The organism is Pseudomonas sp. SID14000 (assembly GCF_002165135.1).
Taxonomy (GTDB): domain Bacteria; phylum Pseudomonadota; class Gammaproteobacteria; order Pseudomonadales; family Pseudomonadaceae; genus Aquipseudomonas.
Map to the genome: position 1 here is coordinate 274441 of NZ_NFZQ01000005.1, position 26712 is coordinate 301152.

At 62.4% G+C, this 26712-nt stretch carries 26 protein-coding genes; 15 read left to right on the top strand and 11 right to left on the bottom strand.

From position 1 onward, the window contains the following. Window positions 1–75: 75 nt before the first annotated feature. The 4 genes from CAY82_RS09885 (at window position 76) to CAY82_RS09900 (ending at window position 5953) form a co-directional block, all read left to right on the top strand. Window positions 76–2070 (top strand): M3 family metallopeptidase, encoded by a 1995-nt coding sequence (locus tag CAY82_RS09885; RefSeq protein WP_087501029.1) that lies wholly within the window; start codon window positions 76–78, stop codon window positions 2068–2070. Window positions 2071–2147: 77 nt separating this feature from the next. After that, a complete protein-coding gene (locus tag CAY82_RS09890; RefSeq protein ID WP_087501030.1) occupies window positions 2148–3206 on the top strand; it encodes a PA0069 family radical SAM protein in 1059 nt (352 codons plus the stop codon). A gap of 303 nt (window positions 3207–3509) precedes the next feature. Continuing rightward, window positions 3510–4229: a carbonic anhydrase gene (locus CAY82_RS09895; protein ID WP_087501031.1), complete on the top strand. Its 720-nt coding sequence runs from the start codon at window positions 3510–3512 to the stop codon at window positions 4227–4229. A gap of 191 nt (window positions 4230–4420) precedes the next feature. Then, a complete protein-coding gene (locus CAY82_RS09900) occupies window positions 4421–5953 on the top strand; it encodes a SulP family inorganic anion transporter (RefSeq protein WP_087501032.1) in 1533 nt (510 codons plus the stop codon). 141 nt (window positions 5954–6094) lie between these two features. Here the strand turns inward: CAY82_RS09900 and CAY82_RS09910 are convergent, their stop codons facing one another. Then, on the bottom strand, window positions 6095–6736 hold the full coding sequence (locus tag CAY82_RS09910; protein WP_087501033.1) for a hypothetical protein: 642 nt from the start codon (window positions 6734–6736) through the stop codon (window positions 6095–6097). A gap of 369 nt (window positions 6737–7105) precedes the next feature. On the opposite strand from CAY82_RS09910, the gene coxB reads away from it, so the two are divergent. From coxB to CAY82_RS09930, 4 genes are read left to right on the top strand one after another with little or no spacing between them, the layout of a single operon-like run. Continuing rightward, the gene (gene coxB, locus CAY82_RS09915; RefSeq protein ID WP_087501034.1) at window positions 7106–8233 is read left to right on the top strand and encodes a cytochrome c oxidase subunit II; all 1128 of its coding nucleotides are present in this window, start codon (window positions 7106–7108) and stop codon (window positions 8231–8233) included. A 43-nt stretch (window positions 8234–8276) separates the two neighbouring features. Then, window positions 8277–9866, top strand: coding sequence for a cytochrome c oxidase subunit I (ctaD, locus tag CAY82_RS09920; protein ID WP_087501035.1), 1590 nt, complete (start codon window positions 8277–8279; stop codon window positions 9864–9866). A 10-nt stretch (window positions 9867–9876) separates the two neighbouring features. Further along, complete coding sequence (locus CAY82_RS09925) at window positions 9877–10443, top strand: cytochrome c oxidase assembly protein (RefSeq protein WP_087501036.1); 567 nt, start codon at window positions 9877–9879, stop codon at window positions 10441–10443. Window positions 10444–10459: 16 nt separating this feature from the next. After that, window positions 10460–11347 carry a cytochrome c oxidase subunit 3 gene (locus CAY82_RS09930; RefSeq protein WP_087501037.1) on the top strand — a complete coding sequence of 296 codons (888 nt, stop codon included), beginning with the start codon at window positions 10460–10462 and terminating at the stop codon, window positions 11345–11347. A 36-nt stretch (window positions 11348–11383) separates the two neighbouring features. On the opposite strand, the gene CAY82_RS09935 is transcribed toward CAY82_RS09930, so the two are convergent. Continuing rightward, window positions 11384–11587: a twin transmembrane helix small protein gene (locus tag CAY82_RS09935; protein ID WP_003258925.1), complete on the bottom strand. Its 204-nt coding sequence runs from the start codon at window positions 11585–11587 to the stop codon at window positions 11384–11386. Window positions 11588–11650: 63 nt separating this feature from the next. Here CAY82_RS09935 and CAY82_RS09940 point away from each other — a divergent pair, with 63 nt between their 5' ends. From CAY82_RS09940 to CAY82_RS09960, 5 genes are read left to right on the top strand one after another with little or no spacing between them, the layout of a single operon-like run. Beyond that, window positions 11651–12388: an SURF1 family protein gene (locus CAY82_RS09940; RefSeq protein ID WP_087501038.1), complete on the top strand. Its 738-nt coding sequence runs from the start codon at window positions 11651–11653 to the stop codon at window positions 12386–12388. Next, a complete protein-coding gene (locus CAY82_RS09945) occupies window positions 12357–12938 on the top strand; it encodes a hypothetical protein (protein WP_087501039.1) in 582 nt (193 codons plus the stop codon). The genes CAY82_RS09940 and CAY82_RS09945 overlap by 32 nt, the downstream gene beginning before the upstream one ends. Window positions 12939–12947: 9 nt before the next feature. Next, window positions 12948–14027: a heme A synthase gene (locus CAY82_RS09950; protein WP_087501040.1), complete on the top strand. Its 1080-nt coding sequence runs from the start codon at window positions 12948–12950 to the stop codon at window positions 14025–14027. After that, window positions 14012–14905: a heme o synthase gene (gene cyoE, locus CAY82_RS09955; RefSeq protein WP_087501041.1), complete on the top strand. Its 894-nt coding sequence runs from the start codon at window positions 14012–14014 to the stop codon at window positions 14903–14905. The genes CAY82_RS09950 and cyoE overlap by 16 nt, the downstream gene beginning before the upstream one ends. Continuing rightward, window positions 14902–15534 carry an SCO family protein gene (locus tag CAY82_RS09960; RefSeq protein ID WP_013970305.1) on the top strand — a complete coding sequence of 211 codons (633 nt, stop codon included), beginning with the start codon at window positions 14902–14904 and terminating at the stop codon, window positions 15532–15534. Before cyoE ends, CAY82_RS09960 begins: the two co-directional genes overlap by 4 nt. A gap of 117 nt (window positions 15535–15651) precedes the next feature. On the opposite strand, the gene CAY82_RS09965 is transcribed toward CAY82_RS09960, so the two are convergent. The 3 genes from CAY82_RS09965 to CAY82_RS09975 form a co-directional block, all read right to left on the bottom strand. Further along, window positions 15652–16422, bottom strand: a complete 771-nt coding sequence (locus tag CAY82_RS09965; RefSeq protein WP_087501042.1) for a MetQ/NlpA family ABC transporter substrate-binding protein — start codon at window positions 16420–16422, stop codon at window positions 15652–15654. Between the two features lie 64 nt (window positions 16423–16486). Beyond that, on the bottom strand, window positions 16487–17158 hold the full coding sequence (locus tag CAY82_RS09970; RefSeq protein WP_087501043.1) for a methionine ABC transporter permease: 672 nt from the start codon (window positions 17156–17158) through the stop codon (window positions 16487–16489). After that, entirely contained in the window at window positions 17158–18165 is a 1008-nt protein-coding gene (locus tag CAY82_RS09975; protein WP_087501044.1) for a methionine ABC transporter ATP-binding protein, read from the bottom strand. Before CAY82_RS09975 ends, CAY82_RS09970 begins: the two co-directional genes overlap by 1 nt. A gap of 225 nt (window positions 18166–18390) precedes the next feature. On the opposite strand from CAY82_RS09975, the gene katE reads away from it, so the two are divergent. After that, window positions 18391–20526, top strand: a complete 2136-nt coding sequence (katE, locus tag CAY82_RS09980; RefSeq protein ID WP_087501045.1) for a catalase HPII — start codon at window positions 18391–18393, stop codon at window positions 20524–20526. Window positions 20527–20636: 110 nt separating this feature from the next. On the opposite strand, the gene CAY82_RS09985 is transcribed toward katE, so the two are convergent. The 4 genes from CAY82_RS09985 to zur all read right to left on the bottom strand — a co-directional run bounded on the left by CAY82_RS09985 (window position 20637) and on the right by zur (window position 23505). Continuing rightward, window positions 20637–21344 carry a PA5502 family lipoprotein gene (locus CAY82_RS09985; RefSeq protein ID WP_087501046.1) on the bottom strand — a complete coding sequence of 236 codons (708 nt, stop codon included), beginning with the start codon at window positions 21342–21344 and terminating at the stop codon, window positions 20637–20639. Window positions 21345–21471: 127 nt separating this feature from the next. Next, the gene (znuB, locus tag CAY82_RS09990; RefSeq protein ID WP_087501047.1) at window positions 21472–22254 is read right to left on the bottom strand and encodes a zinc ABC transporter permease subunit ZnuB; all 783 of its coding nucleotides are present in this window, start codon (window positions 22252–22254) and stop codon (window positions 21472–21474) included. Beyond that, window positions 22247–23023 (bottom strand): zinc ABC transporter ATP-binding protein ZnuC, encoded by a 777-nt coding sequence (gene znuC, locus CAY82_RS09995; protein ID WP_087501048.1) that lies wholly within the window; start codon window positions 23021–23023, stop codon window positions 22247–22249. The genes znuB and znuC overlap by 8 nt, the downstream gene beginning before the upstream one ends. Further along, a complete protein-coding gene (gene zur, locus CAY82_RS10000; protein WP_015268473.1) occupies window positions 23020–23505 on the bottom strand; it encodes a zinc uptake transcriptional repressor Zur in 486 nt (161 codons plus the stop codon). Before zur ends, znuC begins: the two co-directional genes overlap by 4 nt. A 66-nt stretch (window positions 23506–23571) precedes the next feature. On the opposite strand from zur, the gene CAY82_RS10005 reads away from it, so the two are divergent. Beyond that, window positions 23572–24480, top strand: a complete 909-nt coding sequence (locus CAY82_RS10005) for a zinc ABC transporter substrate-binding protein (protein ID WP_087501049.1) — start codon at window positions 23572–23574, stop codon at window positions 24478–24480. A 387-nt stretch (window positions 24481–24867) separates the two neighbouring features. On the opposite strand, the gene CAY82_RS10010 is transcribed toward CAY82_RS10005, so the two are convergent. After that, on the bottom strand, window positions 24868–25176 hold the full coding sequence (locus CAY82_RS10010; RefSeq protein WP_087501050.1) for a hypothetical protein: 309 nt from the start codon (window positions 25174–25176) through the stop codon (window positions 24868–24870). 520 nt (window positions 25177–25696) lie between these two features. Next, the gene (locus CAY82_RS10015; protein WP_087501051.1) at window positions 25697–26647 is read right to left on the bottom strand and encodes a homoserine kinase; all 951 of its coding nucleotides are present in this window, start codon (window positions 26645–26647) and stop codon (window positions 25697–25699) included. Window positions 26648–26712: the final 65 nt, after the last annotated feature.

Below are 26712 nucleotides of genomic sequence, written 5' to 3' on the forward strand. Positions count from 1 at the left end.
TAGATAGTCAGGCCATCTGCTGCACGCTCGCCATGCAAGCTCGCCTGCTCTTTTATACGAGCAAGGTGTTGCACCATGGACAACCCACTTCTGCAAGATAGCCATATCCCTGTCGATTATCCGTCGATTACGCTTCAGAACATGCAAGTTGCCTTCGACCACGTGCTGTTGGCGCACGAGCAAGGCATCGAACGCATCATCCGTGACCAGCAGGCATTGCCTACCTGGGATGACATGGTGCTGGCTGTGGACGGGCTGGATAGTCAGCTTCTGACGGTGTTGTATGCTGCCTCGCCATTGGTTGGGCGGGATGAAGCCTGGGCCGGTGCCATTTTCGACTTCTTCGCCAAGGCCACGGAGCGGTTCGAACAGAAATTCACCAATTCCGCACTGCAGGCCCTGTATGAGCGCTTGGACAACAGCGACATTGGCAAGCAGCTGGATGCCCAGAAACGCGCCACGTTGCACTGGCATCTGCGCAAGTTCACCTCCAGTGGGGCATCGCTCGACCCAGCAGGCAAGGTGCGCCTGGCCGAACTGCTGAAACAGATTGGCGCTGCGCGAGAGGCGTTTCGCATCAACATCAACCGGCCAGGACTGAGCATCACGGATGAATCCGAACTGAGCGGTGTACCTCAACGCATCCGTGACGAGCTGGCTACAAGGGCACAGCAGGCAGGTGAGTCAGGTTGGTTGATTGCATGTGAAAGCGTGGCCACCGACGCCGTGCTCATACATGCTGACAACAGGCAGCTGCGCGAGCGCGTGTACCGGGCTTATAACACCCGAGGCGTTGGCCTCGGCCAACAGCAGGATAATCGCGGGCACCTGGAGCAACTGGCAAGGCTGCTGGAAGAAAAGGCCCACCTGCTCGGCTTTGCCAGCCATCTGGAGCAGAGCCTGCATACGAAGAGCGCGGGCTCGGTTGCCCAGGTGCGCGGCTTTCTTCATGACTTGGCCGATCATGTCCGTCCTGCCATGTTGAAGTGTCGCGCGCAGATCGAACGGCAGGCCGCAGCCAAGGGGCTGGGGAATGTCCAACCCTGGGACATTGCCTACTTGCAGGCTTCGTCGCGCACGGTACTTTCCACCGAAGACTTGCGCGAATACTTCCCGTTGAATGCTGTGGTCAGCGCATTGCAGCAGCTGGCGGAAAAGCTGTTTGGCGTGACGCTGCAGCCTAGGGCGCTGGAAACCTGGGATGACAGCGTGCAACCGTTCGAGGTGTGGCAGGACAACGCCTTTACCGGCTTTCTGTACCTCGACGCCGTACAGCATGCCGGCAAGCAGCCTGACTCGGTGTTCACCACCTACATTCGCAACCGCCGGGTCGATGCCGAGGGGATCTACCAGGCGGCCTCGGTGGTGGTCTACAGCGACGTGCCTGCAGCGCTGCCGGGTAGCCAGCCGTTACTGGACCATCTGTCACTGCGCAAGCTGTTCCATGAGTTTGGCCATGCCTTGCACCATTTGCTGGTGCGCACGACCAACCACGTGATGTCCAACGTCACCGAACTCGGTACCGATGGCGTGGAGCTGTTCGGCAAGCTGTTCGAGCGCTGGGTCTGGGACGCGGATTACCTGGTGGCGATCTCGTCGCACCAGCACGATGGCAGCCAGCTTACCCGGGCGCGGGTCGATGAGTGCCTGCGCCGCTTGCGGCAGCAAGGTGTGGAAGAAACCGCGCGCGACCTGAGCATGGCGCTGTTCGACCTGGACCTGCATGGCACGCCGAATGATGGCCGGTCCCTTGAGCAGCGCCTGGGCGACGCCCGTGAGCGTTGTGGCTACTGGCCCCTGGCCGACTTCGAACACCCGGCGCATGCCTTCGACCATCTGGTGAACGGCTACGACGCCGGCTATTACGCCTATCTATGGTCAGATGTGCACGCCTTCGACCTGTTCACCCGCTTCGAGGCCCATGGCCTGCTGGACCGGGCCACAGGCCGGGCGCTGCAGGAGACATTGCTTGCCCCAGGGGCATCGCGACCGTTACGTGAAGGCATCGAGGCGTTCCTCGGCCGGCAGTCAAGCCAGCTGCCCTTCCTGCGTTGGCATGGCCTTAAGTGAGAGTGCGCTGACCGGAGGTGCTGGAAAGAATCAGGTATGTGCGATACTGTACATGAATACAGTATTCGAGGTAGGCCATGATTCCTCCAGCACCGCAAAAGGGCCGTGGCACAGCGCACAATCCGCACAACCGCTTTGCCCCCAGCCATTCGGTGGCGGAGGATGACGGCTGGTACCAGGAGGTGCCGCAAACCCAGGGCACCGAGGTACGGGTAGAGACGGCCAAATCGGTGATCAGCCGCAATACCTCGCCCGACCTGCCCTTCGACCGCTCCATCAACCCTTACCGTGGCTGCGAGCATGGTTGCATCTACTGCTATGCCCGCCCTTCCCATGCCTACTGGGACCTTTCCCCCGGCCTGGATTTCGAGACCAAGCTGATTGCCAAGACCAACGCCGCCGAGGTGCTCGCGCAACAACTGAGCAAACCGGGGTACGTGTGCGCGCCTATCAACCTGGGCTCCAACACCGACCCTTACCAGCCCATTGAACGTGAGCAGTTGTTGACTCGCCGCCTGCTCGAAGTGCTCCTGCGTTTTCGTCACCCCGTCACCATCGTGACCAAGGGTTCGCTGGTATTGCGCGATCTTGACCTGTTGGCGGAAATGGCCCGTCAACGTCTGGCGCGTGTGATGATCAGCCTGACGACGCTGGACGATGATCTCAAGCGGGTGATGGAGCCCCGCGCGGCCTCCCCCAGCGCACGCTTGAGGGCCATTCGAGTGCTGCGTGAGGCAGGTGTACCGGTGGGCGTACTGTGTTCCCCGATCATTCCGATGATCAACGACAGTGAACTGGAGCGTCTGCTGGAAGCCGCCAAGGAGGCTGGTGCCCAGAGCGCGGCCTACATGATGTTGCGCCTGCCGCTGGAAGTGGCGCCGCTGTTCGAGCAGTGGTTGCACGACCATTACCCGCAGCGGGCGGCACATGTGTTGAGCCTGATCCGCCAGAGCCGGGGCGGCGAGTTGTATGACAGCCGGTTTGGTGCGCGTATGCGCGGTGAAGGGGTATTTGCCGAGTTGCTGGCGCAGCGCTTTGCCAAGGCCATGAAGCGGCTGGAGTTCGAGGGGCGAGAAGCGCAGGCGCTGGATTGCTCGGCGTTTTGCCCGCCGGGTGGGCAGATGACACTGTTCTGAAACCCTAAGCTCCTACAAGGGCGCATGGCCAGCCCTCAGTGCAACTAATCCAAGTTAGTAATTGCGGTAATGGCTCTTGGCAGTTGATGTTTTTTTGCTATTATTCAGTTCCCGCCTTTTTCATCTGGAACGCCCGTTCTAGAGCCTTTGAATTAAGTTTCAGTTAAGTTTTCCCCGCTAGCGTAGGAAATCAGTCTCCACCGACTGTGATCTATGGCCCGTGCGTGTCATCTAAATCCCTGCATAGCCAGAATCTTTCACGGGTAAAATGGATTTACCTATACACCGTCAAGAGGATGAATCATGCCCATCAAGGACCCATCCAAGGTCGTACCGCAGGTCCCCGCGGAGAGCGCCGATGCCGCCCTGAAGCACATCGTCGACGGCTTCCTGCGTTTTCACCATGACGTTTTTCCCGAGCAGCAAGAGCTGTTCAAGAAGCTCGCCACCGCGCAAACCCCGCGTGCCATGTTCATTACCTGCGCCGACTCGCGCATCGTCCCCGAGCTGATCACCCAGAGTTCGCCTGGCGACCTGTTCGTGACCCGTAACGTCGGTAACGTGGTACCGCCTTATGGCCAGATGAACGGCGGCGTTTCCAGCGCCATCGAATACGCCGTGCTGGCACTGGGTGTGCACCACATCATCGTGTGCGGTCACTCTGACTGCGGCGCCATGCGTGCGGTGCTCAACCCGCAATCGCTGACCAAGATGCCGACCGTTTCCGCCTGGTTGCGCCATGCAGAAGTGGCCCGCACCGTGGTCGAGAACAACTGCTCTTGCGGCAGCGAACACGAAACCATGCAGGTGCTGACCAAGGAAAACGTCATCGCCCAGCTGCACCACCTGCGCACTCACCCTTCGGTAGCCTCTCGCCTGGCAGCCGGTGAGCTGTTCATCCATGGCTGGGTCTACGACATCGAGACCAGCAAGATCGAAGCCTACGACGCCGCCAGCGACAGCTTCCTGCCCCTGGCTGCTGGCGAGCCGGTCCCCTGCGCTACTCCGAGAGGTCGCTACTAAGCGCCCCATCCACCCGCTGGAACCTTGATAGCCGGCTGCACCCTGCAGGGGTGTGGCGCGGCCTTCGGCTGCCTTGAATTCCCTGACTGCCTGCCGGCAAGCCCGCTGGCGGCCCGCGCCTGCGCGCTCGTCAGGGGCAAATGTGCCCACAGCCAGGGGAATGGCTGTGTGACAGAGAAAGGAGAAACACGGTGAACATTACACAGTTGAAAGCGGCCCTGCCGCGTGAGTTGCTGGCGTCGGTGGTGGTCTTCCTGGTGGCCCTGCCGCTGTGCATGGGCATTGCGATCGCCTCGGGCATGCCGCCGGCCAAAGGCCTGATTACCGGTATTGTCGGTGGCATTGTCGTGGGTTTCCTTGCCGGTTCGCCGCTGCAGGTCAGTGGCCCGGCCGCTGGCCTGGCGGTACTGGTGTTCGAGCTGGTGCGCCAGCATGGCATGGCCATGCTCGGGCCGATCCTGCTACTGGCCGGCTTGCTGCAGTTGCTGGCCGGGCGCCTGCGCCTGGGCTGCTGGTTCCGGGTTACCGCGCCGGCGGTGGTGTACGGCATGCTGGCCGGGATTGGCGTGCTAATCGTGCTGTCGCAGGTGCATGTGATGTTCGACACCGCGCCGCAGCCTTCCGGCATGCAGAACCTGCTGGAGTTCCCGGCGACGCTGGCGGCAGCCCTGCCACAGGAAAACGTCGGCTCCGGCTGGATGGCCGGTGCGCTTGGCCTGGGCACCATCGCCATCATGTGGGGCTGGGAGCGCCTGCGGCCGCAGCGGCTGCGTTTCGTCCCGGGTGCCCTGCTGGGCGTGTCGGCAATGACGGTCATCAGCATATGGCTGGCCTTGCCGGTGAACCGCGTACAGGTGCCGGCCGACCTGTCTGAGGCCATCGACTGGATCCGCCCTGGTGACCTGATGCAACTGGCTGACCCTACCCTGTTGGTCGCAGCGTTTGCTCTGGCCTTCATCGCCAGCGCCGAAACCTTGTTGTCGGCTGCAGCGGTTGACCGCATGCACAGTGGCCAGCGCTCGGACTTCGACCGTGAGCTGTCAGCCCAGGGCATTGGCAACATGCTGTGCGGGGTGCTCGGCGCGTTGCCGATGACCGGGGTGATCGTGCGTAGCTCGGCTAACGTGCAGGCCGGCGCACAGACCCGGGCTTCGGCGATCTTCCATGGCCTTTGGCTGCTGGCGTTCGTGGTGGCGCTCAGCAGCGTGCTGCAGCAGATTCCGGTGGCGAGCCTGGCGGGTGTGCTGGTGTTCACCGGGGTCAAGCTGGTGGATTTCAAGGCGTTTCGTGGGCTGGGCCGCTACGGCCGCATGCCGATGTTCACCTATGCGGTAACGGCGCTGGCGATCATCTTTACCGACCTGCTGACCGGCGTGTTGCTGGGCTTTGCCCTGACCTTGCTGAAGCTGGCGCTCAAGGCGGCGCGGCTGAAGATCGGCCTGGTCAGCCTGGAGAAGGCTGGGCACATGGAGTTGCGTCTTAGTGGTGCGGCCACCTTCCTCAAGGTACCGGCGCTGACCCAGGTGCTGGATACCGTGCCGGCGGGGACCACGCTGCATGTGCCGTTGGGCAACCTGAGCTATATCGACCACTCGTGCCTTGAGTTGCTGGAGGACTGGGGCCGCAGCAATTCGGCCAATGGGTCGCGGTTGCTGATCGAGCAGCGGCGCTTGAAGCGGCGGATCGAGGGGCGGATGCGGACTACTGCGGGGGTTGGGGCCTGAAGCTGAAAGCCTGTATCGCCTGAACTGGCCTCTTCGCGGGTAAACCCGCTCCCACAGGTACTGCACAGGGTTCAAAACCTGTGCAGTACCTGTGGGAGCGGGTTTACCCGCGAAGAGGCCGGGACAGCTTATATCAATGGGTCAGGCCGGCTGGCCCAGCTCCACACCCAGCTGCCGCGACAGGCACGGCCAGCGCTTCCACGCCGCACCCGTTTCCGGGCTGCTCAATTTCTCGCGGTAGGCCTCCACTGATTCCACCGCGAAGCTTTCGTCATTCAACATTTCATCCACCGAGTGATGCACCACTTCATCCAGCTGGTTGGCAAAGGTCTCGCCAATCAACTGGTGGGCAATCAGGTTGGCGACGGTGGTGTCCACCGGGATCAGCGGCTGCTGGAAGTGACGGATATACAGGTCGTTCACCTCTTCCACCAGGCGGTGCGCCAGGTAGGCCTCATCCAGCAGGCAGTCCAGGCCCACATGCCCCCGCATCACGCTGGGCGGCTGCAGGAAGTAAGCCTCGGCAATTTTCAGTACCGGTTTGATCTGCGATTCGATCCCGGCCTCGCGGGCGACCTCATGGGCGGCCTCCAGCAGTTCCGGAACCTGGTCGATGTAGGCGCTGACGAAGCGCGCCAAAGTACCCTGGGCGTCCTGCTCAGGCAGGTGGATCGAGGGGTGCAGGTGGGGCAGTTGCAGCTCGAGACGCGCTTTTAATTGGCCGGTCTGGCTCTCGTGTTGGTGGGCTTGGCTTACCTGCTCGCGTACAGCGGCGATGTTCATGACAACTCCAGGGACATTACGTTTCAAACGGAAGACACTAAATTAGCTGGGCATACAGAATACCTAAGACGCATTTGTTATAAGTCGCGCAAACGTGTGCATGCTCAGGCATATCGAAGTGCTATTATTGCGCCATAGCCTATCAAGTGCGCGGTTTTCAGGGCATTCAGCCATTTCATGAAGTTCATTTCACTGGCTTCGTTGCGTGCCATTGGTCGCTGTCTATACTCCCGGTGAACGTGATTCGTTGATGAGGCCCGACTGCTTTTAGCAGGGGCTCGGTCGTCGAAGCCAGGCAGTCTTGACCACCGTTCCCTCTTGCCGCAGGCCACGCCTCCGGGACTACAAGAACGAGAAGGGGAACCCGCAATGATGCGACATCCACATGTCTGGATGGGCCTCCTGTTGTGGTCGGTTTTTGGTCAGGCCAACGCCGCCTGGACCGTGAACATGCACCCGGGGGCGACGGAAGTCTCCAACGCCGTCTTCGACCTGCACATGACCATCTTCTGGATCTGCGTGATCATCGGCGTAGTTGTCTTTGGCGCGATGTTCTGGTCCATGGTCATCCACCGACGTTCCACCGGCCAGCAGGCTGCGCATTTCCACGAACACACCTGGGTGGAAATCCTCTGGACCGTGGTCCCCTTCCTGATCCTGGTGGCCATGGCCATCCCGGCCACCAAGACCCTGATCGATATCTACGATACCAGCGAGTCGGACATCGATATCCAGGTTACCGGCTACCAGTGGAAGTGGCATTACAAGTACCTGGGCCAGGATGTGGAGTTTTTCAGCAACCTGGCTACCCCGACCGAGCAGATTCACAACAAGGCAGCCAAGGACGAGCACTACCTGCTCGAAGTCGACCAGCCGCTGGTGCTGCCTGTGGGCGCCAAGGTGCGCTTCCTGGTGACCGCTGCGGACGTCATCCACTCCTGGTGGGTGCCGGCCTTCGCGGTCAAGCGTGATGCCATCCCAGGCTTCGTCAACGAAGCCTGGACCCGTATCGAGAAGCCCGGCATCTACCGCGGTCAGTGCACCGAGCTGTGCGGCAAGGACCACGGCTTCATGCCGGTGGTGGTCGAGGTCAAGTCCAAGGCCGACTACGACACCTGGCTGGGCGAGCGCAAGGCTGAAGCTGCCAAGCTCAAGGAGCTGACCAGCAAGGAATGGACCCTGGAAGAACTGGTGGAACGTGGTGACAAGGTCTACCACACCACCTGCGTGGCCTGTCACCAGGCCGAAGGCCAGGGCCTGCCACCGATGTTCCCGGCGCTCAAGGGCTCGAAGATCGCCACCGGGCCGAAGGAAGCCCACCTGGGCATCGTCTTCCACGGCAAGCCTGGCACCGCCATGGCCGCGTTCGGCAAGCAGCTCTCGGAAGTCGACATCGCCGCCGTGGTCACCTACGAGCGCAACGCCTGGGGCAACAACAAGGGTGACATGGTCACGCCGAAGGACGTGCTGGCGCTGAAACAGGCAGAAGCGCAATGAACCGGGTTACTCGCGGCAATCAATGGATTGCAGGAGACAGGACATGAGTGCAGTGATCGACGACCACGCCCAAGGCCATGAGCATGCGCATGGCCCGGCCAAGGGCCTGATGCGCTGGGTGCTGACCACCAACCACAAGGACATCGGCACGATGTACCTGTGGTTCAGCTTCATCATGTTCCTGCTCGGCGGCTCGTTCGCCATGGTGATCCGCGCCGAGCTGTTCCAGCCCGGCCTGCAGATCGTCCAGCCGGAGTTCTTCAACCAGATGACCACCATGCACGGCCTGATCATGGTGTTCGGCGCGGTGATGCCGGCCTTCGTTGGCCTGGCCAACTGGATGATCCCGCTGATGATCGGCGCGCCCGACATGGCCCTGCCGCGCATGAACAACTTCAGCTTCTGGCTGCTGCCGGCGGCTTTCCTGCTGCTGGTCTCGACCCTGTTCAGCCCGGGCGGCGGGCCCAACTTCGGCTGGACCTTCTACGCCCCGCTATCCACCACCTACGCGCCCGCCAGCGTCACCTTCTTCATCTTTGCCATTCACCTGATGGGTATCAGTTCGATCATGGGGGCGATCAACGTGATCGCAACCATACTCAACCTGCGCGCCCCGGGCATGACGCTGATGAAGATGCCGCTGTTCGTCTGGACCTGGCTGATTACTGCGTTCCTGCTGATTGCGGTAATGCCGGTGCTGGCCGGTGTGGTGACCATGATGCTGATGGACATCCACTTCGGCACCAGCTTCTTCAGTGCCGCCGGCGGTGGTGACCCGGTGCTGTTCCAGCACGTGTTCTGGTTCTTCGGCCATCCCGAGGTGTACATCATGATCCTGCCGGCCTTCGGCGCGGTCAGCTCGATCATCCCTGCGTTCTCGCGCAAGCCGCTGTTCGGCTACACCTCAATGGTGTACGCCACCGGCGCCATCGCCTTCCTTTCGTTCATCGTCTGGGCCCACCACATGTTCGTGGTCGGTATCCCGGTGGTCGGCGAGCTGTTCTTCATGTACGCCACCATGCTGATCGCCGTGCCTACCGGGGTGAAGGTGTTCAACTGGGTCAGCACCATGTGGGAAGGTTCGCTGACCTTCGAGACGCCGATGCTGTTCGCCATCGCTTTCGTCATCCTGTTCACCATCGGCGGTTTTAGCGGGCTAATGCTGGCGATCGCCCCGGCGGACTTCCAGTACCACGATACCTACTTCGTGGTGGCGCACTTCCACTATGTGCTGGTGCCCGGGGCGATCTTCGGCATCTTCGCCTCGGCCTATTACTGGCTACCGAAATGGACTGGCCACATGTACGACGAAACCCTTGGCAAGCTGCACTTCTGGCTATCGTTCGTCGGCATGAACATGGCCTTCTTCCCCATGCACTTCGTGGGGCTGGCCGGCATGCCACGGCGGATCCCCGACTACAACCTGCAGTTCGCCGACTTCAACATGGTGTCGTCGATCGGCGCGTTCATGTTCGGTGCCACGCAGATCTTCTTCCTGTTCATTGTCATCAAGTGCATCCGTGGCGGCGTGCCGGCACCGGCCAAGCCTTGGGATGGCGCCGAGGGCCTGGAGTGGTCGATCCCTTCGCCTGCGCCTTATCACACTTTCCAGACACCACCGGAAGTGAAATAGGAACCGTGCCATGAACGGCCTTTCGCTAAAACGCCTGGTGTTGCGCCTGCTGATGCTGACGGTGGTGATGTTCGCCTTCGGCTTTGCCCTGGTGCCTATCTACGACGTGATGTGCAAGGCTTTCGGCATCAACGGCAAGACTGGCGGGCAGTACGCAGGCAGCCAGGTCAGCGACCCGACGCGTTCGGTGCGGGTGCAGTTCATGTCGACCAATGCCAGCGACATGGTCTGGGATTTCTACTCCACCGCCGACCAGCTGGAGGTCAACCCAGGGGCGGTGAACCAGATGATCTTCATCGCCCACAACCCGACCGACCGGCCGATGAGTGCGCAAGCCATCCCCAGCATCACTCCGGCCGAGGCGGCAGCATACTTCCACAAGACCGAGTGCTTCTGCTTCACCCAGCAGGTGCTGCAGCCCGGCGAACGCATCGAGATGCCGGTGCGCTTCATCGTCGACCGCGACCTGCCGGCCAGCGTCAAGCACCTGACACTGGCCTATACCTTGTTCGACATCACCGCTCGCCACCCGCCGGTCGCGCATGTCGCGGCTCAGGGCGTCCAAGGCGCCCGTTAAGGGAAGGAGAACAGCAATGGCAAGTCATGAGCACTACTACGTTCCGGCGCAGAGCAAGTGGCCGATCATCGCCACCATCGGCATGTTCATCACGGTGTTCGGCCTAGGCACCTGGTTCAACGACATGAAGGCTGGCCACCCTGAGTCGCACGGGCCGCTGATCTTCTTCATCGGCGCGTTGTTCCTGGCCTACATGCTGTTCGGCTGGTTTGGTTCGGTGGTGCGGGAGAGCCGCGCGGGACTGTACAGCCCGCAACTGGACCGCTCGTTCCGCTGGGGCATGAGCTGGTTCATCTTCTCCGAGGTGATGTTCTTCCTGGCCTTCTTCGGTGCGCTGTTCTACGTGCGTGTGCTGGCCGGGCCGTGGCTGGGCGGTGAAGGGGCCAAGGGTGTTGCGCACATGTTGTGGCCGACCTTCGAGTTCACCTGGCCGCTGCTGCACACGCCCGACCCGAAACTGTTCCCGCCGCCCAAGGAAGTGATCGACCCGTGGCACCTGCCGCTGATCAACACCATCTTGCTGGTCAGCTCCAGCGTGACCATTACCATCGCCCACCATGCCCTGCGCCGTGACCACCGTGGCCCGCTGAAATTCTGGATGGCGCTGACCATCATCCTGGGCGCCAGCTTCATCGCGTTGCAGGCCTACGAGTACCACGAGGCCTATACCAAGCTGGGGCTGACGCTGGGGTCGGGGATCTATGGCGCGACGTTCTTCATGCTCACCGGCTTCCACGGCGCCCACGTGACCTTGGGCACCATCATCCTGATCGTGATGTTCGTGCGCATCTTGCGTGGGCACTTCAACCCGGAGAAACACTTTGGTTTCGAGGCGGCCAGTTGGTACTGGCACTTCGTCGATGTGGTGTGGGTGGGTTTGTTCATCTTTGTCTATGTGCTGTGACAAAAGAATCCGCTCTCACAGGGGTAGGTGAGAACTTCAGAAGGGAGCGTGCGAGACCAGCTGACCGCTGATGAAGCCCCATGCCACCAGGCCTATGGTGAGGGCCGCCAGGGTCACCCGCACGGTCAGCGCTTTCAGCAAACGGGTCGAGTTTTCATCGTCCTTGACCAGAAACACCAGGCCACTGAACAGGCTGGCAATCGTGGCCAACAGCATCAGGACAATCGCGGCCTTGAGCATGGCGATACTCCGGGGGGATGCGGTGATGTGGATAAGTATAGCGATCAGCCCGACGAGGCTCCGATGAGGCCGTTTCGTCCGGGCTGGGTACCAACCTTGGTGGTGCTTGCGCTGCTGCCGGGGCTGATCGCGCTTGGCTGCTGGCAACTCGGCCGTGCCGAGGAAAAGCGCGTGCTGCTGGCCGCCTATGCCGAGCGGCGGGTCGAAGCGCCAGTGGCCACGGCCCAGCTGACAGCGAGCCAGGACAATGCCTTCCGCCGCGTGCACCTCTATGGCCGCTTCGACGACGAGCACAGCCTGCTGCTGGACAACCGCATGCGCGACGGCCAGGCCGGCGTCGAGCTGCTGCAACCTTTCCATGACCAGGCTAGCGGCTTGTGGTTGCTGGTCAACCGCGGCTGGCTGCCCTGGCCGGACCGCCGCGTGCCGGTGCATTTCGATACCCCTGCCCAGGCGTTGGCGCTGGACGCTTCGGTATATGTCGCGCCTGGCAGCACGTTCCAGCTGCATCCCGACCCTGCAGGCGGCCAGTGGCCACACCTGCTGACCGCCGTGGATGCCATGCAGCTATGGCAACAGCTCGATCGCGAAGGCTTCGCCCATGAGTTGCGCCTGGAGCCCGGCCCGGCGACCTATCGCCTTGACTGGCCGGTCGTTGCCATGAGCCCGGAAAAACACCTGGGCTACGCCGTGCAGTGGTTTGCCCTGGCAACCGCTTTGGTACTGCTCTACCTCTACTTCGGCTGGCACCACAACAAGGAGAAAAGCCATGGCCACCGCCACTCCACTGGAAGTGCCTGAACGTAGCAAACCCAGAGCCCGCGGGCGTTTGCAGCTGCTGCTGATACTGCTGGTGGTGCTCGGGCCGATGATTCTGGCCACCAGCATGTACAAGCTCAAGTTCTGGGTGCCGGAGGGCCGCAGTTACCACGGCGCCATGATCGGCAACGGTGAAAGCCTTTCCGATCTCGGCGTGGCGGGCCAGGACGAGCGCTGGCAACTGCTTGTGAGCGCACCCGAGGCCTGTGCCGATGATTGCCAGCGGCTGGTGTACCTGGCCCGGCAGATCCAGGTCGGCCTGGGCCGCGATGCCAGCCGTGCCAGCCATGCGCTGGCGACCGCCCATCCAGTAAGTGCCGACTACCAGGCGTTGCTCGGCCGCGAATACCCACAGTTGCAGCGTTACCCGCTGGATGCGCAACGCTACCTGCAAAAGGTCGGCGAGGCCGGCCCGCAGTTGTGGATCGTCGACCCGCACGGCAACCTGGTGCTGCGCTACGACGCCAAGGTCAATGGCAAGCATGTGCTGGACGACCTGCGCCACCTGCTCAAGCTGTCCAACATCGGCTAGGAGCCTGCCATGGCCAGACCCGGATTCCGCCTTGCTGTGTTCGCCACCCTGCTGGCACTGCTGGTCGTCCTGCTCGGTGCCTATACCCGTCTGACTCACGCCGGCCTCGGCTGCCCGGACTGGCCGGGTTGCTACGGCTTCATCAGCGTGCCCAAGAGCGAAGCGCAGCTGGCCCATGCCGAGCTGCATTTCCCCGAGCACCCGGTGGAAGCCGCCAAAGGCTGGGCCGAGATGGTCCATCGTTACTTCGCCGGCACCCTGGCGATGGTGATCGCCCTGCTCGCCTTGCAGGCGCTGCGCCGGCATGCCCGCGATGGCCAGCCTTACCGTCTGCCCTTGCTGTTGCTGGGCGTGGTGCTCGCCCAGGCAGCCTTCGGCATGTGGACAGTCACCCTCAAGCTGTGGCCGCAGGTGGTCACTGCGCATCTACTCGGTGGCTTCACTACCCTGAGCTTGTTGTTCCTGTTGTCCCTGCGTCTGTCCCGGGCGTTTGCGCCCTTGCCAAAACTGCCATTGAGCTTGCGCCGGATCGCCGCGCTGGCCTTGCTGGTGGTGATCGGCCAGATCGCCCTGGGAGGCTGGGTCAGTGCCAACTACGCGGCCGTCGCCTGTATCGACCTGCCCACCTGCCATGGCCAGTGGTGGCCGGCGGCGGACTTCAGCAACGGTTTCCACCTGACCCAGCACGTGGGGCCCAACTATCTGGGCGGGCAGCTGGACAGTGACGCGCGCACGGCCATCCACATCAGCCACCGCCTGGGCGCATTGCTGGTGACCTGCGTACTGCTGATGCTCAGCTGGAAGCTGCGCCGCTGCGGCCTACCTGGCTTGGCACGGTTGGTGCTGCTGGCCCTGGTGGTGCAAGTCGGCCTGGGTATCAGCAATGTGCTGCTGCACCTGCCGCTGGCTGTGGCCGTGGCGCATAACGCTGGTGGGGCGCTGTTGCTGCTGAGCATGGTGCTGGTGAACTATCGCATCCGTGTGGTCGACAAGGTTCGTGTGGCTGTCGGCCATGGCTGGCGCCTGCGGCCTGTCGCTGGCGTAAGCATCTCCCACCACATGAGGAATGATTCGTGGCGACGCTTCTGAGCGCACGGCGGGCCAGATGGCGTGATTACCTGGAGCTGACCAAGCCCAAGGTAGTGGTGCTGATGCTGATTACCTCGCTGGCGGGCATGTTCCTTGCCACCCGTGCGGGTGTCAGCTGGAGCGTGCTGCTGTTCGGCAACCTGGGCATTGGCTTGTGCGCAGGCGGCGCGGCGGTGGTCAACCATGTGGTGGACCGACGCATCGACGCACTGATGGCGCGTACCCGCAAGCGGCCCCTGGCCCAGGGCCGGGTCGAGCCGCTGCCGGCACTGCTGTTCGCCCTGGCGCTGGCGCTGCTGGGCATGGCCCTGCTGCTGGTGTTTACCAACGCCCTCACCGCCTGGCTGACACTGGTTTCCCTGCTCGGCTATGCGGTGATCTACACCGGCTTTCTCAAGCGTGCCACGCCGCAGAACATCGTCATCGGTGGCCTGGCTGGCGCGGCCCCGCCGTTGCTGGGCTGGGTGGCGGCCAGCGGCCATGTCAGCGCCGAGCCTCTGCTGCTGGTGCTGATCATCTTCGCCTGGACCCCACCCCACTTCTGGGCCTTGGCCATCCACCGCAAGGAGGAATACGCCAAGGCCGATATCCCGATGCTGCCGGTGACCCACGGCGAGCGCTACACCAAGCTACATATCCTGCTGTACACCTTGGTATTGCTGGCGGTAAGCCTGCTGCCCTACGCCATCCACATGAGCGGCCCGCTGTACCTGGCCAGCGCCCTGGTGCTGGGCCTGCGCTTCCTGCAATGGGCCTGGGTGTTGTACCGTGGCAGCCGGCCGCACGCGGCGATCGGCACCTTCAAGTACTCTGTCGGCTACCTGTTCGCGCTGTTCATCGCATTGCTCCTCGACCACTACCTGTTGCTGAACCTATGACCCGAACCCAGAAAACCGTCTTCATCCTTGTTGCCCTGGTCGCGTTGATCCTGGGCCTGACCGTCAACAAGGTGCTCAATGGCCGCGACCAGCCGAACCCCACCGAGCTGATCGATGCCGGCATCATCCTGCTGCCGCAGAGCCGTACCGTGGCCGACGTGACCATGACCAACCAGGACGGCCAGCCGGTGCAACTGGATGACCTGAAGGGCAAATGGTCGTTGCTGTTCTTCGGCTACACCTACTGCCCGGACATTTGCCCGACCACCCTGGCCCAACTGCGCCAGGTGAAGAGCGAGCTGCCCAAGGAGGCCGTCGACCGGCTGCAGGTGGTGCTGGTGAGCGTAGACCCGAACCGCGACACGCCGAATCAGCTGAAGCAGTACCTGGGTTATTTCGACAAGGATTTTGTCGGGGTGGCGGGGTCGATCGAGGATACCCAGAAGCTGGCCAATGCCTTGAGCATCCCTTTTATTCCGGCCGATACCAGCAAGCCGGGGTATACCGTGGATCACAGCGGCAACCTGGCGGTTGTGGGGCCGGATGGGCGTCAGCGCGGGTTCATTCGGGCGCCGTTCAACAACCAGAAGCTGGTGGCGCAGTTGCCCGGGCTTGTGAAGCGGGATTGAGTCAGCCCCAAAAGCTTCGCGGGTAAACCCGCTCCCACAGGTGCAGCGTAGGCCGTGAGCCTTGCGCTATCCCTGTGGGAGCGGGTTTACCCGCGAAGAATCCAGCGCGATGTGGGCTTAGAACGCCGGAACCACAGCGCCTTTGTATTTCTCGTTGATGAACTGCTTCACCTCAGGCGAGTGCAGTGCAGCGGCCAGCTTTTTCATCGCGTCCGAGTCCTTGTTGTCCGGGCGGGCAACCAGGATGTTCACGTACGGCGAGTCGCTGCCTTCGATGGCCAGGGCGTCTTTCTCCGGGTTCAGCTTGGCTTCCAGCGCGTAGTTGGTGTTGATCAGGGCAGCATCGACCTGAGTCAGCACACGCGGGATGGTGGCTGCTTCCAGCTCACGGAACTTCAGGCTTTTCGGGTTCTCGGCAACATCCTTCACGGTAGACAGGATGTTCTTGTTGTCCTTGAGCTTGATCACACCGGCCTTGTCCAGCAATAGCAGGGCGCGGCCGCCGTTGGTGGCGTCGTTGGGGATGACCACGGTGGCGCCGGAGGACAGTTCGTCCAGCTTCTTGATCTTGGCCGAGTACACACCCAGCGGTTCGATGTGCACGCCGGTAACGCTCACCAGCTTGGTGCCCTTGGCCTTGTTGAACTCATCCAGGTATGGCTGGTGCTGGAAGAAGTTGGCGTCCAGGCGCTTTTCGGCAACCTGCACGTTCGGCTGGATGTAGTCGGTGAATTCCTTGACCTTCAGCTCCACGCCCTCTTTCGCCAATGCAGGTTTGACGAAGTTGAGGATTTCGGCGTGCGGTACCGGGGTGGCGGCGACAGTCAGCGATTCGGCGTGGGCCGAGAAGGCCGCGACAGCGGCGACAACAGCAAGCAGCTTCTTCATTGATCACTCCTTGTGAGGGCCGCGACGGCCCCCGAACGGGTCGGCCGGGCCGACCCCATTGGGGTTACTTACGGGAAAAATGCACGACCAGTTTGTCGCCCACGCTCTGCAGGACTTGAACCAGTACCAGCAACAGCACAACAGTGACGACCATCACGTCGGTCTGGAAACGCTGGTAGCCGAAGCGGATGGCCAGGTCGCCCAGGCCACCGGCACCGACCACACCGGCCATGGCGGTGTAAGACACCAAGGTGATGGCGGTCACGGTAATGGCCGCGAAGATGCCCGGACGGGCCTCCGGCAGCAGTGCGCTGGTGATGATCTGGCGAGTGGTGGCGCCCATCGACTGGGTGGCTTCGATGATGCCACGGTCCACTTCACGCAGGGCGGTTTCCACCAGGCGCGCGAAGAACGGCGTGGCGCCCACCACCAGCGGCGGAATGGCACCGGCGACGCCCAGCGAAGTGCCGGTGATCAGGACGGTGATAGGGATCATCACGATCAGCAGGATGATAAACGGCAGTGAGCGCAGGATGTTGACCACCAGCGACAGCAGCGCATACACACCCTTCTGCTCGAACATCTGCTTCGGCCCGCAGAGGAACAGCAGCACGCCCAGCGGCAGGCCGAGCAGCACGGTGAAGAACAGTGAGCCGAACAGCATGATCATGGTATCGACGCTGGCCAGCCAGATTTCGGCCCAGTCGACGTTGGCGAAGAAATTCAGGGCGTCCATCAACGCAGTACCTCCATATGTACGTCAGCTGCCTTGAAGCGGGCGAACGCCGCTTCCATGTCACCGCCGATCAGGGCGAGGGTGAGCTGGCCATAGGGGACATCCTTGATGCGGTCGATACGCCCGGCGAGGATGCTGTAGTCCACACCGGTTTCGCGGGCCACGGTGCCCAGCAGGGGCGCGTAAGTGGCGTCGCCCTGGAAGGTCAGGCGCACGATGCGGCCCGGCACGTGGGCAAAGTCGTCACGCTGCTCGCCTTCGTCGATCTGCTCGTCTTCCTGGACGAAACGCTTGGTGGTGGGGTGCTGCGGGTGCAGGAACACCTCGGCCACCGAGCCTTGCTCGACGATCTGGCCCGCGTCCATCACTGCCACGCGGTCGCAGACCCGGCGGATTACATCCATTTCGTGGGTAATCAGCACGATGGTCAGTTTCAGCTCACGGTTGATTTCCGCCAGCAATTGCAGGACCGAGGCCGTGGTTTGTGGGTCGAGGGCGCTGGTGGCCTCGTCGCACAGCAGGATCTTCGGGTTGGTGGACAGGGCGCGGGCGATGCCGACGCGCTGCTTCTGGCCGCCAGACAGCTGTGCCGGGTACTTTCTGGCGTGGTCGGAAAGGCCGACACGGGCCAGCAGCTCGGTCACGCGCTTGTCGATTTCGTTGCGCGACAGCTCGCCGGCCAGGGTCAGTGGCAGGGCGACGTTGTCGGCGACGGTCTTGGAGGCCAGCAGGTTGAAGTGCTGGAAAATCATCCCGACCTGCTGGCGGAAGCCGCGCAGCTGGCTGGCGTTGAACGCGGTAACGTCTTCGCCATCGACGATGATCTTGCCGCCGGAGGGCTCTTCCAGGCGGTTGATCAGGCGCAGCATGGTGCTTTTGCCGGCGCCGGAATGGCCGATCAGGCCGAACACCTGGCCATCTTCGATAGTCAGGCTGGTCGGATTCAGTGCGGGGATTTCCCTACCGGCGACGCGGTAGGTCTTATGTACCTGTTGGAACTCGATCACGTAGCGAACCTTGTGGGGCGCATGGAATTTGGGTCAGCTGTTAGCTGGGGTCGCGCATTTTAGCCTTTTCCCATAGCTGTTCTTAGCATTTATTTCGTAATGCACCAATCCTTCGGGCATATCGCGACAACCGGTAATTCTGATTGAACGCTCGGCAAAGCGCTCCGGTCACTACCTGAACAAGCCCGAACGGGCACGCCTGCAGACTGATGAGGAGAGCCGACCATGCCCAGCAAAAACACGGATGCGCCAAAGCACAGCGAGGCCGCCGGCACCCAGACCCCGGACCGGGCCAATACCAACGCCAAGTTGCAGAGCCTGGAGGCTGACCGCAGCGATGCCACAGGCCGTGCGCTGCGTACCAATCAGGGGGTGCGCATCGCTGATAACCAGAACACGCTGAAGGCCGGTGACCGCGGACCCTCTCTGCTCGAAGATTTCATCATGCGCGAGAAGATCACGCACTTTGACCACGAGCGTATCCCGGAGCGCATTGTGCATGCGCGAGGGACGGGAGCGCATGGTTATTTCCAGAGCTATGGCAACCACGCCGAGTTGACCAAGGCAGGCTTCCTGCAGGACCCGGAGAAAGTCACGCCAGTTTTCGTGCGATTTTCCACGGTACAAGGCCCACGCGGCTCAGCCGACACTGTGCGTGACGTGAGGGGTTTTGCGGTCAAGTTCTACACCGACGAAGGCAACTTCGACCTGGTGGGCAACAATATGCCGGTGTTCTTCATCCAGGATGCGATCAAATTCCCGGATTTCGTCCACGCCGTAAAGCCGGAGCCGCACAACGAAATCCCGACTGGCGCCTCGGCCCATGACACCTTTTGGGATTTCGTCTCGCTGGTGCCGGAGTCGGCCCATATGGTCATGTGGGCGATGTCGGACCGTGCGATCCCGCGCAGCTTGCGAATGATGGAAGGTTTCGGAGTGCATACCTTCCGCCTGATAAACGCCCAAGGCGTGGCCAGCTTCGTCAAGTTCCACTGGAAACCGCGCCAGGGCGTGCATTCCCTGCTATGGGACGAAGCACAGAAGCTGGCAGGCAAGGACACCGACTTCCAGCGTCGCGACTTGTGGGAGGCTATCGAGACGGGCGATTACCCGGAATGGGAACTGGGCGTGCAGGTCGTGCCGGAAGCCGACGAGCACAAGTTCGACTTCGACCTGCTGGACCCGACCAAGATAATCCCGGAAGAGCTGGTGCCGGTTACCCCCTTGGGCAAGATGGTCCTGAACCGAAACCCGGACAACTTCTTTGCCGAAGTGGAACAGGTGGCGTTCTGCCCGGCCCATATCGTGCCTGGCATCGACTTTACCAACGACCCGTTGCTGCAGGGGCGCCTGTTCTCCTATACCGATACCCAACTTAGCCGCCTGGGCGGGCCCAACTTCCACCAGATACCGGTAAACCGCCCCGTCGCTCCCAACCACAACAACCAGCGCGACGCCCTGCATCAGCATGTGGTGCACAGGGGCCGCGCATCCTACGAACCCAATTCCATCGACGGCGGCTGGCCGAAGGAAACGCCACCTGCCGCGCAGGATGGCGGTTTCGAGAGTTACCAGGAGCGTATCGATGCGCACAAGATCCGCCAGCGCAGCGAGTCGTTCAGCGATCACTTCTCGCAGGCACGGTTGTTCTTCCAGAGCATGAGCCCGACCGAGCAGCAGCACATCATCAAGGCCTACAGCTTTGAACTGGGCAAAGTGGAACGGAAGACGATTCCTGCTCGGGAAGTGAATGAAATTCTCGCCAATATCGACCTGAAGCTGGCGGCTGCAGTGGCTGCCAACCTGGGCTTGCCTGCGCCGAGCGCGGGCACGGTGCAAGTGAAGGGTAGCCAGCTTGCGCGGTCGCCTGCCCTGAGCCAGATGAACCACCCGGGTTCGGTTGGCATCAAGGGGCGCAAGATTGCCGTGTTGGTGGCAGATGGCGTAGACGCTGCCAGCGTGGACAAGCTAGTCAAGGCCCTGGAAGCGCACAGTGCCCGGCCGATGCTGCTCGGGCCGACCTCGGCACCGGTGAAGGCCGCAGACGGCAAGCAGATGCCGGTGGATGCTTCGATGGAGGGGATGCCATCGATCATGTTCGATGGGATTGTCGTGCCTGCAGGCAAGGCTTCGACCGATGCACTGGCGGCCAGCGGTTTGGCCAAGCACTTCCTGCTGGAAGGCTACAAGCACCTGAAGGCGATGGTGTTGACCAAGGAGCTGGTGGGCAGCCTGGGGCTCAAGGAGGACAAGGGGTTGCTGCAGGGGGATAACCAGAAGACCGTGGATGCCTTTGTCAAAGCAGTAGAGGGGCATCGGGTGTGGGAGCGGGAGGCGGCTGCGGAGGCTGTGCCGGCCTAAGGGGGCTGCTTTGCAGCCCATCGCGACACAAGGCCGCTCCTACAGGAGATCGCATTCCCTTGTAGGAGCGGCCTTGTGTCGCGAAAGGGGCGCGTAGCGCCCCCAGATTCTTAACGCTGATGCGGAACCAGAACCACCTGCGCCGGCAATGACCGCTGAATCTCGTGCTTCTGCTTCAGCTCGAACCCGCTGTCGATCTTGCGCACGCGTTTCTCCAGCAAGGTCTTCAGCCAAGGCGCATCCTCTGTGCGCGGCACCTGAAACACCACGTCACATTGATAGCTCACAACATCGGCGGCAATGTCATCCAGCTGGCGACGCATGGCGCGGCTGTCGGTGGTCTTCAAGGCCACGACGGTGCTCGGTGCGGCCGGGTCGATGATGCGCGCCTTCGGCTTGGCCTCGGCTGCTTTCAACGCCGCTTCAGCCTTCTCCAGATCGGCCTTGCGGGCCTGGGTCACGGCGTCGCCACCTGTCACCGCCGGGGCCTGCGGCATCAGCGCGCGGGCACGGGCCAGAGCGGTTGCGGCAGCGTTCACATCACCCTTCTGCAGGAAGATCTGGCTGCGTTGCAGGTAGGCTTCGGCGAGCTGGCGCTGATATTGCTCCAGACGCGCGTCATCGGGCGCCTGGGCCTGCAGGGCGGCCAGCTGGTCTTCGGCGGTGGCCAGCTCGTTGCTGGCGATGTTCTGTTGCAACTGCTGCCAGGCATCGGCTTGGGCAGGTGCGGTGGCCTGTTCGACCGGTGCGCTGGAGCACGCAGCCAGGAACAGGGAAAACGCGGCAACAAGCAGATAACGGGAGGCGAACGGCTTCATTCCTGCGACTCTCTATTTGCGCAAAAAGCGAGCAAGTCTACACCCAGGTGCGCACGCTCGAAAACAAGTCTTACAGACCCTTTACGTGCGAAAAGGTTGCAGGGCGCGCCTGTACGCGCCCTGTTCTTCAGCGTTTTGGCAAGGCCAGGCTCAGCAAGAATAGCACCGCCGCGCAGACCACGATCGACGGGCCGGCGGGGGTGTCCTTGAACCAGGACATGGCCAGACCACCGCATACCGCCGCCACGCCCAGAAGGCTGGCCCCCAGTGCCATCTGTTCGGGAGAGCGGGCGTGACGCTGCGCCGCAGCAGCAGGGATGATCAGCAGCGAGGTGATCAACAGCACGCCGACGATCTTCATGGCCACGGCAATCACCACCGCGATCAGCAGCATCAGCGCCAGGCGCAGGCCGGCCACCGGCAGGCCTTCTACCATGGCCAGCTCTTCGTGCACGGTGACCGCCAGCAACGGCCGCCACAGCACAGCGAGCAGCAGCAGGACCAGCGCGCTGCCGCCGAGGATCCAGGCCAGGTCGGTGGTGCTGATGGCCAGCAGGTCGCCGAACAGGTACGCCATCAGGTCGATGCGCACGTCGTGCATGAAGCTCAGCGCCACCAGGCCCAGCGACAAGGTGCTGGGGGCGAGGATGCCGAGCAGGGTGTCGGAAGCCAGCGGTTGGCGTTGCTGCAAGGTCACCAGCAAGATCGCCAGCAGCAGGCAGCCCGCGGTTACCGCCAGCGCCGGGCTGACGTCCAGAGCAAAGCCCAAGGCTACGCCGAGCAGGGCGGCGTGAGACAGGGTGTCGCCAAAATAGGCCATGCGCCGCCACACCACGAAGGAGCCTAGTGGGCCGGCCACCAGCGCCAGGGACAAACCGGCAAGCAGGGCGTAGAGAAGAAAATCAGCCATGCTTGCAGTGCGCTCCGTGAACATGGGTGCCAGGGGCGACCACCGAGCCGTGCAGGTCGTGGCTGTGGTCGTGATGGTGGTGGTAGATGGCCAGGCTGGGTGCGGCGTTCTGGCCGAACAGCTCGACGAATGCCGGGTCGCCGCTGACCTGCTCCGGGTGGCCCGAGCAGCACACGTGGCGGTTCAGGCACACCACCTGGTCGGTGGCGCTCATCACCAGGTGCAGATCGTGGGAAACCATCAGCACGCCACAGCCGTGGCGGTCGCGCAGGCGGGTAATGAGGTTGTACAACTCGGTCTGGCCGACCACGTCGACGCCCTGCACCGGCTCGTCGAGCACCAGCAACTGAGGTTCGCGCAGCAGGGCGCGGGCCAGCAGCACGCGCTGCATCTCACCGCCGGAAATGGTCTGGATCGGGCTGTCGATAACCTGCTCGGCGCCCACTTCCTGCAAAGCCGACAAGGCTGCCGCACGGTCTACACCGGGCACCAGGCGCAAGAAGCGCAGGACTGACAGCGGCAGCGTGGCATCGACCTGGATTTTTTGCGGCATGTAGCCAATGCGCAGCTTCGGCTTGCGCCATACCTTGCCGCGGTGCGGCTTGAGCAGGCCGAGCACGGCGCGCACCAGAGTGGTCTTGCCCGCCCCGTTCGGGCCGATCAGGGTGACGATCTGGCCAGGTGCGACCGACAGGTCGATGCTGTCGAGCACCGCCTCGCCGCCGAAGGTGACGCCGACCTGCTCCAGGCGGATCAGTGCATCGCTCATGCCGCGCTCCGGCAATTGCTGCACAGGCCGACCACTTCCACAGTCTGGGTCTCGACTGTGAAGCCCACGCCCTTGGCGCTGCTGATGATGGCTTCGCTGATGCTGTCCTGTTCCAGTTCGATGGCCACATGGCAGGCCCGGCAAATCAGGAACTGGCCTTGGTGCAGGTGTTCCGGATGGCTGCAGCCGATGAAGGCGTTGAGCGAGGCGATACGGTGCACCAGGCCGTTTTCCAGCAGGAAATCCAGCGCGCGGTACACCGTGGGTGGCGCAGCCCGGCGGCCGTCCTGCTCGCTGAGCACGGCGAGGATGTCGTAGGCACCCAGCGGCTTGTGGCTTTGCCACACCAGTTCCAGCACGCGACGGCGCAGCGCGGTCAGGCGCAGGCCCTGGCGGGTGCACAAGGCGTCGGCTTCAGCCAGTGCGCTGTGTACGCAATGGGAGTGATCGTGAGGACGATTGGCCAGTGGCGTGATAGACATGGGCAGCGACGGTTCTGGACGGAGACGTTATTATGTTACCTGTTTCTGACGACTCGAGTATTCACCGTGTCCCGATTCCTAGTCCTTTTTGTCGCTTTCATCGCATTTTCCGCCCAGGCTGACGTGCGCGTGCTGACCAGTATCAAACCTTTGCAGCAGATTGCCGCCGCCGTGCAGGACGGTGTTGGCAGCCCTGAGGTATTGCTGCCGCCGGGCGCTTCGCCGCATCACTATGCACTGCGCCCGTCCGACGTTCGGCGAGTGGGTGATGCCGACCTGCTGTACTGGATCGGCCCGGACATGGAAGGCTTCCTGCCGCGGGTACTGGGCAATCGCAGCAAGCCCACGGTGGCTGTGCAGGAGCTACCAGGCATGAAGCTGCGACACTTTGGCGAGGACAGCCATTCCCATGAGGAAGAAGACCACGACGACCATGACCACGACCACCGTCCGGGCAGTTTGGACGCGCACCTGTGGCTATCGTCGGTCAACGCGCGGGTAATTGCCGCGAAAATGGCGGAAGATTTGGCGCAGGTCGACCCGGCCAATGCGGCGCGCTATCAGAGTAACCTGAAGGCCTTCGACGAACGCCTGGACGCACTGGATGGGCGGATCAAGGCGCGGGTGGCCGGGATTGCCGGCAAGCCGTACTTCGTGTTCCACGAAGCGTTCGATTATTTCGAGGCCGAGTATGGCCTGAAGCATACCGGGGTGTTCAGCGTGGCGTCCGAGGTGCAGCCGGGTGCACAGCATGTGGCGGCCATGCGCAAGCGCCTGCAGGAAGTGGGCAAGACCTGTGTGTTCAGCGAACCACCGCTGCGGCCGCGGCTGGCCGAGACCCTGACAGCAGGGCTGCCGGTGCGCCTGGCCGAGCTGGATGCCCTGGGCGGTACCGACCTGGTGGATGGCAAAGGCTATGAGCGCTTGCTGGAGAAACTGGGCAGCGACCTGGTTGGGTGCCTGGAGCAGCTGTAAGCCGGGCCTTGCAGGAGATTGCATCAGGGCGACCAGGTGCTTGCCTTGAGGGTTCCAGCGCCTGTGAGATCGAGCGCCGCCCGCGCGGCGCTTCGCGGGACAAGCCCGCTCCCACATCTGTTTTGGGCCAATTACTCCTGCGCCAGGTTTGCAGCCTTGGTGTATGGCTGGAGATTGATGAGATGCAGTGGCGTACCCTTCGATATCGAATGGAACACACAAGGCGGACAGAGGTGGCTTCACAGGAGTGACTGGCCCGAAACAGATGTGGGAGCGGGCTTGTCCCGCGAAGCGCCGCGCGGGCGGCGCTCGATCTCACAGGCGCTGTAAACCTCAAGGCGGGCACCTGTCAGCCCTCACCCAATCCCCCGCCAAACACCACCAGCCTCATACCTTCTTCTGCGGTTCAGGCGACGACTCGATCCCATCGAGTATCGCCTCCACCAACCCCTCCGCCAATTCAATGGAATGCAGGCTAGACCAATACATGCCACGGCCTTCTTCGCGCAGGTACTCCAAGGCTTTGGAGCCCGTTTCATAGGCGCCACGCAGGTACAGGGCTACGTGAACCAAGGCATCCTCGGCAGAAATGTTCGGGTTTACGGTGAACAGTGGTTCGTGGCCAGCATCGCAGCGGCCAAAGGGGCGGGTGGAGGTGCAGGGTAAAGGTGGATCGGGGACGATTTTCTTAGCCATTGGAAAATGCTCCTCATTGTCACCAACCATCACTACCACGTGAATGGGTGGCGACTGTACGCGAGGTGGTAGACCCGGGCATTTTCCAATCCAGGCGGGCTCGAAAGCCTCCCACGCACAGCCGCCATAGACTGTCATGGAACAAATGCATCCGGGCTACCACACCCGATCGCCAAGTTATTCGGCGATGGATGAAGCCTAGAGGCACTGGTTCCCTCTGAGAAGGTGATGGCAGGGGGCGCGGCTCGTAGGATATTTCCCAATCCTGAAACCGGACAACCATTCGAGACAAAATCAGAAAAGCCTGAAGCAGCGCACGTCCGTTGTAGGAGCGGCCTTGTGTCGCGAAAGGGCTACGCAGCCGCCCCGGGATTTCAGCGCCGCAGCATAAATTGCCGGGGGCTGTAAGGCTGTGCCGGCCTCTTCGCGGGCACGCCCGCTCCCACAGGTACAACGACAACCTTGAGGTTTGTGTTATCCCTGTGGGAGCGGGCATGCCCGCGAAGAAGCAGAAGTTGGACTAGAGGGCAAACGGCAGGTGCAAAGCCACCTGCTGGCGCTGCGCCAGGCGCACTTCGAACTCGCTCGGGTCGTGGATCATCACGTCCATTCCGGCAAACGATTCCGCTGCAATCAGGCGCGACAGCCAGAAGCGCACGCAGCCTACCCGCAGCATCTCCGGCCACAGCTCGGCTTCGGCCGCGGTGAACGGCCGCAGCGCCGCATAGGCTGCCAGCAGCGCCTGGGCGCGTGGCACATCGATCGCGCCGTGTTCATCCAGGCACCAGTCGTTCACGGTGATGGCAATGTCATACAGCATCGGCCCGGAACAGGCGTTGTAGAAGTCGATCACACCAGTCAGGTGGGTGCCTTCGAACATCACGTTGTCGCGGAACAGGTCGGCATGCAGGTTGGCCCGTGGCAGGGCCAGGATCTGTGCCTTGTGCGCGCTGATTTCATCCAGCGCCGGCTGAAGCAGCGCGGCTTGCTCGGCGGTAAGGCGCGGCAGCAGCTCGACACCCGAAGCCAGCATCCAGTCCAGGCCACGGTCGGTGCGGCGCTCGATGATGTGTTCGCGGGTAGCCAGGTGAATGTGCGCCAGCAGCTCGCCGACCTGGGCGCAGTGCTGGGTGTTCGGTGCCTTGATATGTTTGCCCGACAGCCTTGGCTGCAGCAGCGCCGGCTTGCCGCACAGCTCGCGCAGGCCATTGCCGTCGCGGTCACGTATCGCATAGGGCACCGGCATATCGGCAGCGTGCAGGGTGTCGAGCAGCTCGATGAAGAACGGCATGTCCTCGCTGGGCCCACGCTCGATCAGCGTCAGGACGAACTCCCCCTGTTCGAGGCTGACGAAGAAATTGCTGTTCTCGGTGCCAGCGGCGATGCCCTGGAAATCGAGCAAGCGACCCAGCTCGTACGGTGCCAGAAAGGTTTCCAGCTCAGGCCGGGTCACGGGGGTGAAGACTGACATGATGAAAATTTGCCCATACGGGCACTTCCGCCGGGAAGTGCCGGGTTGATGTGAACGGTGCGCGT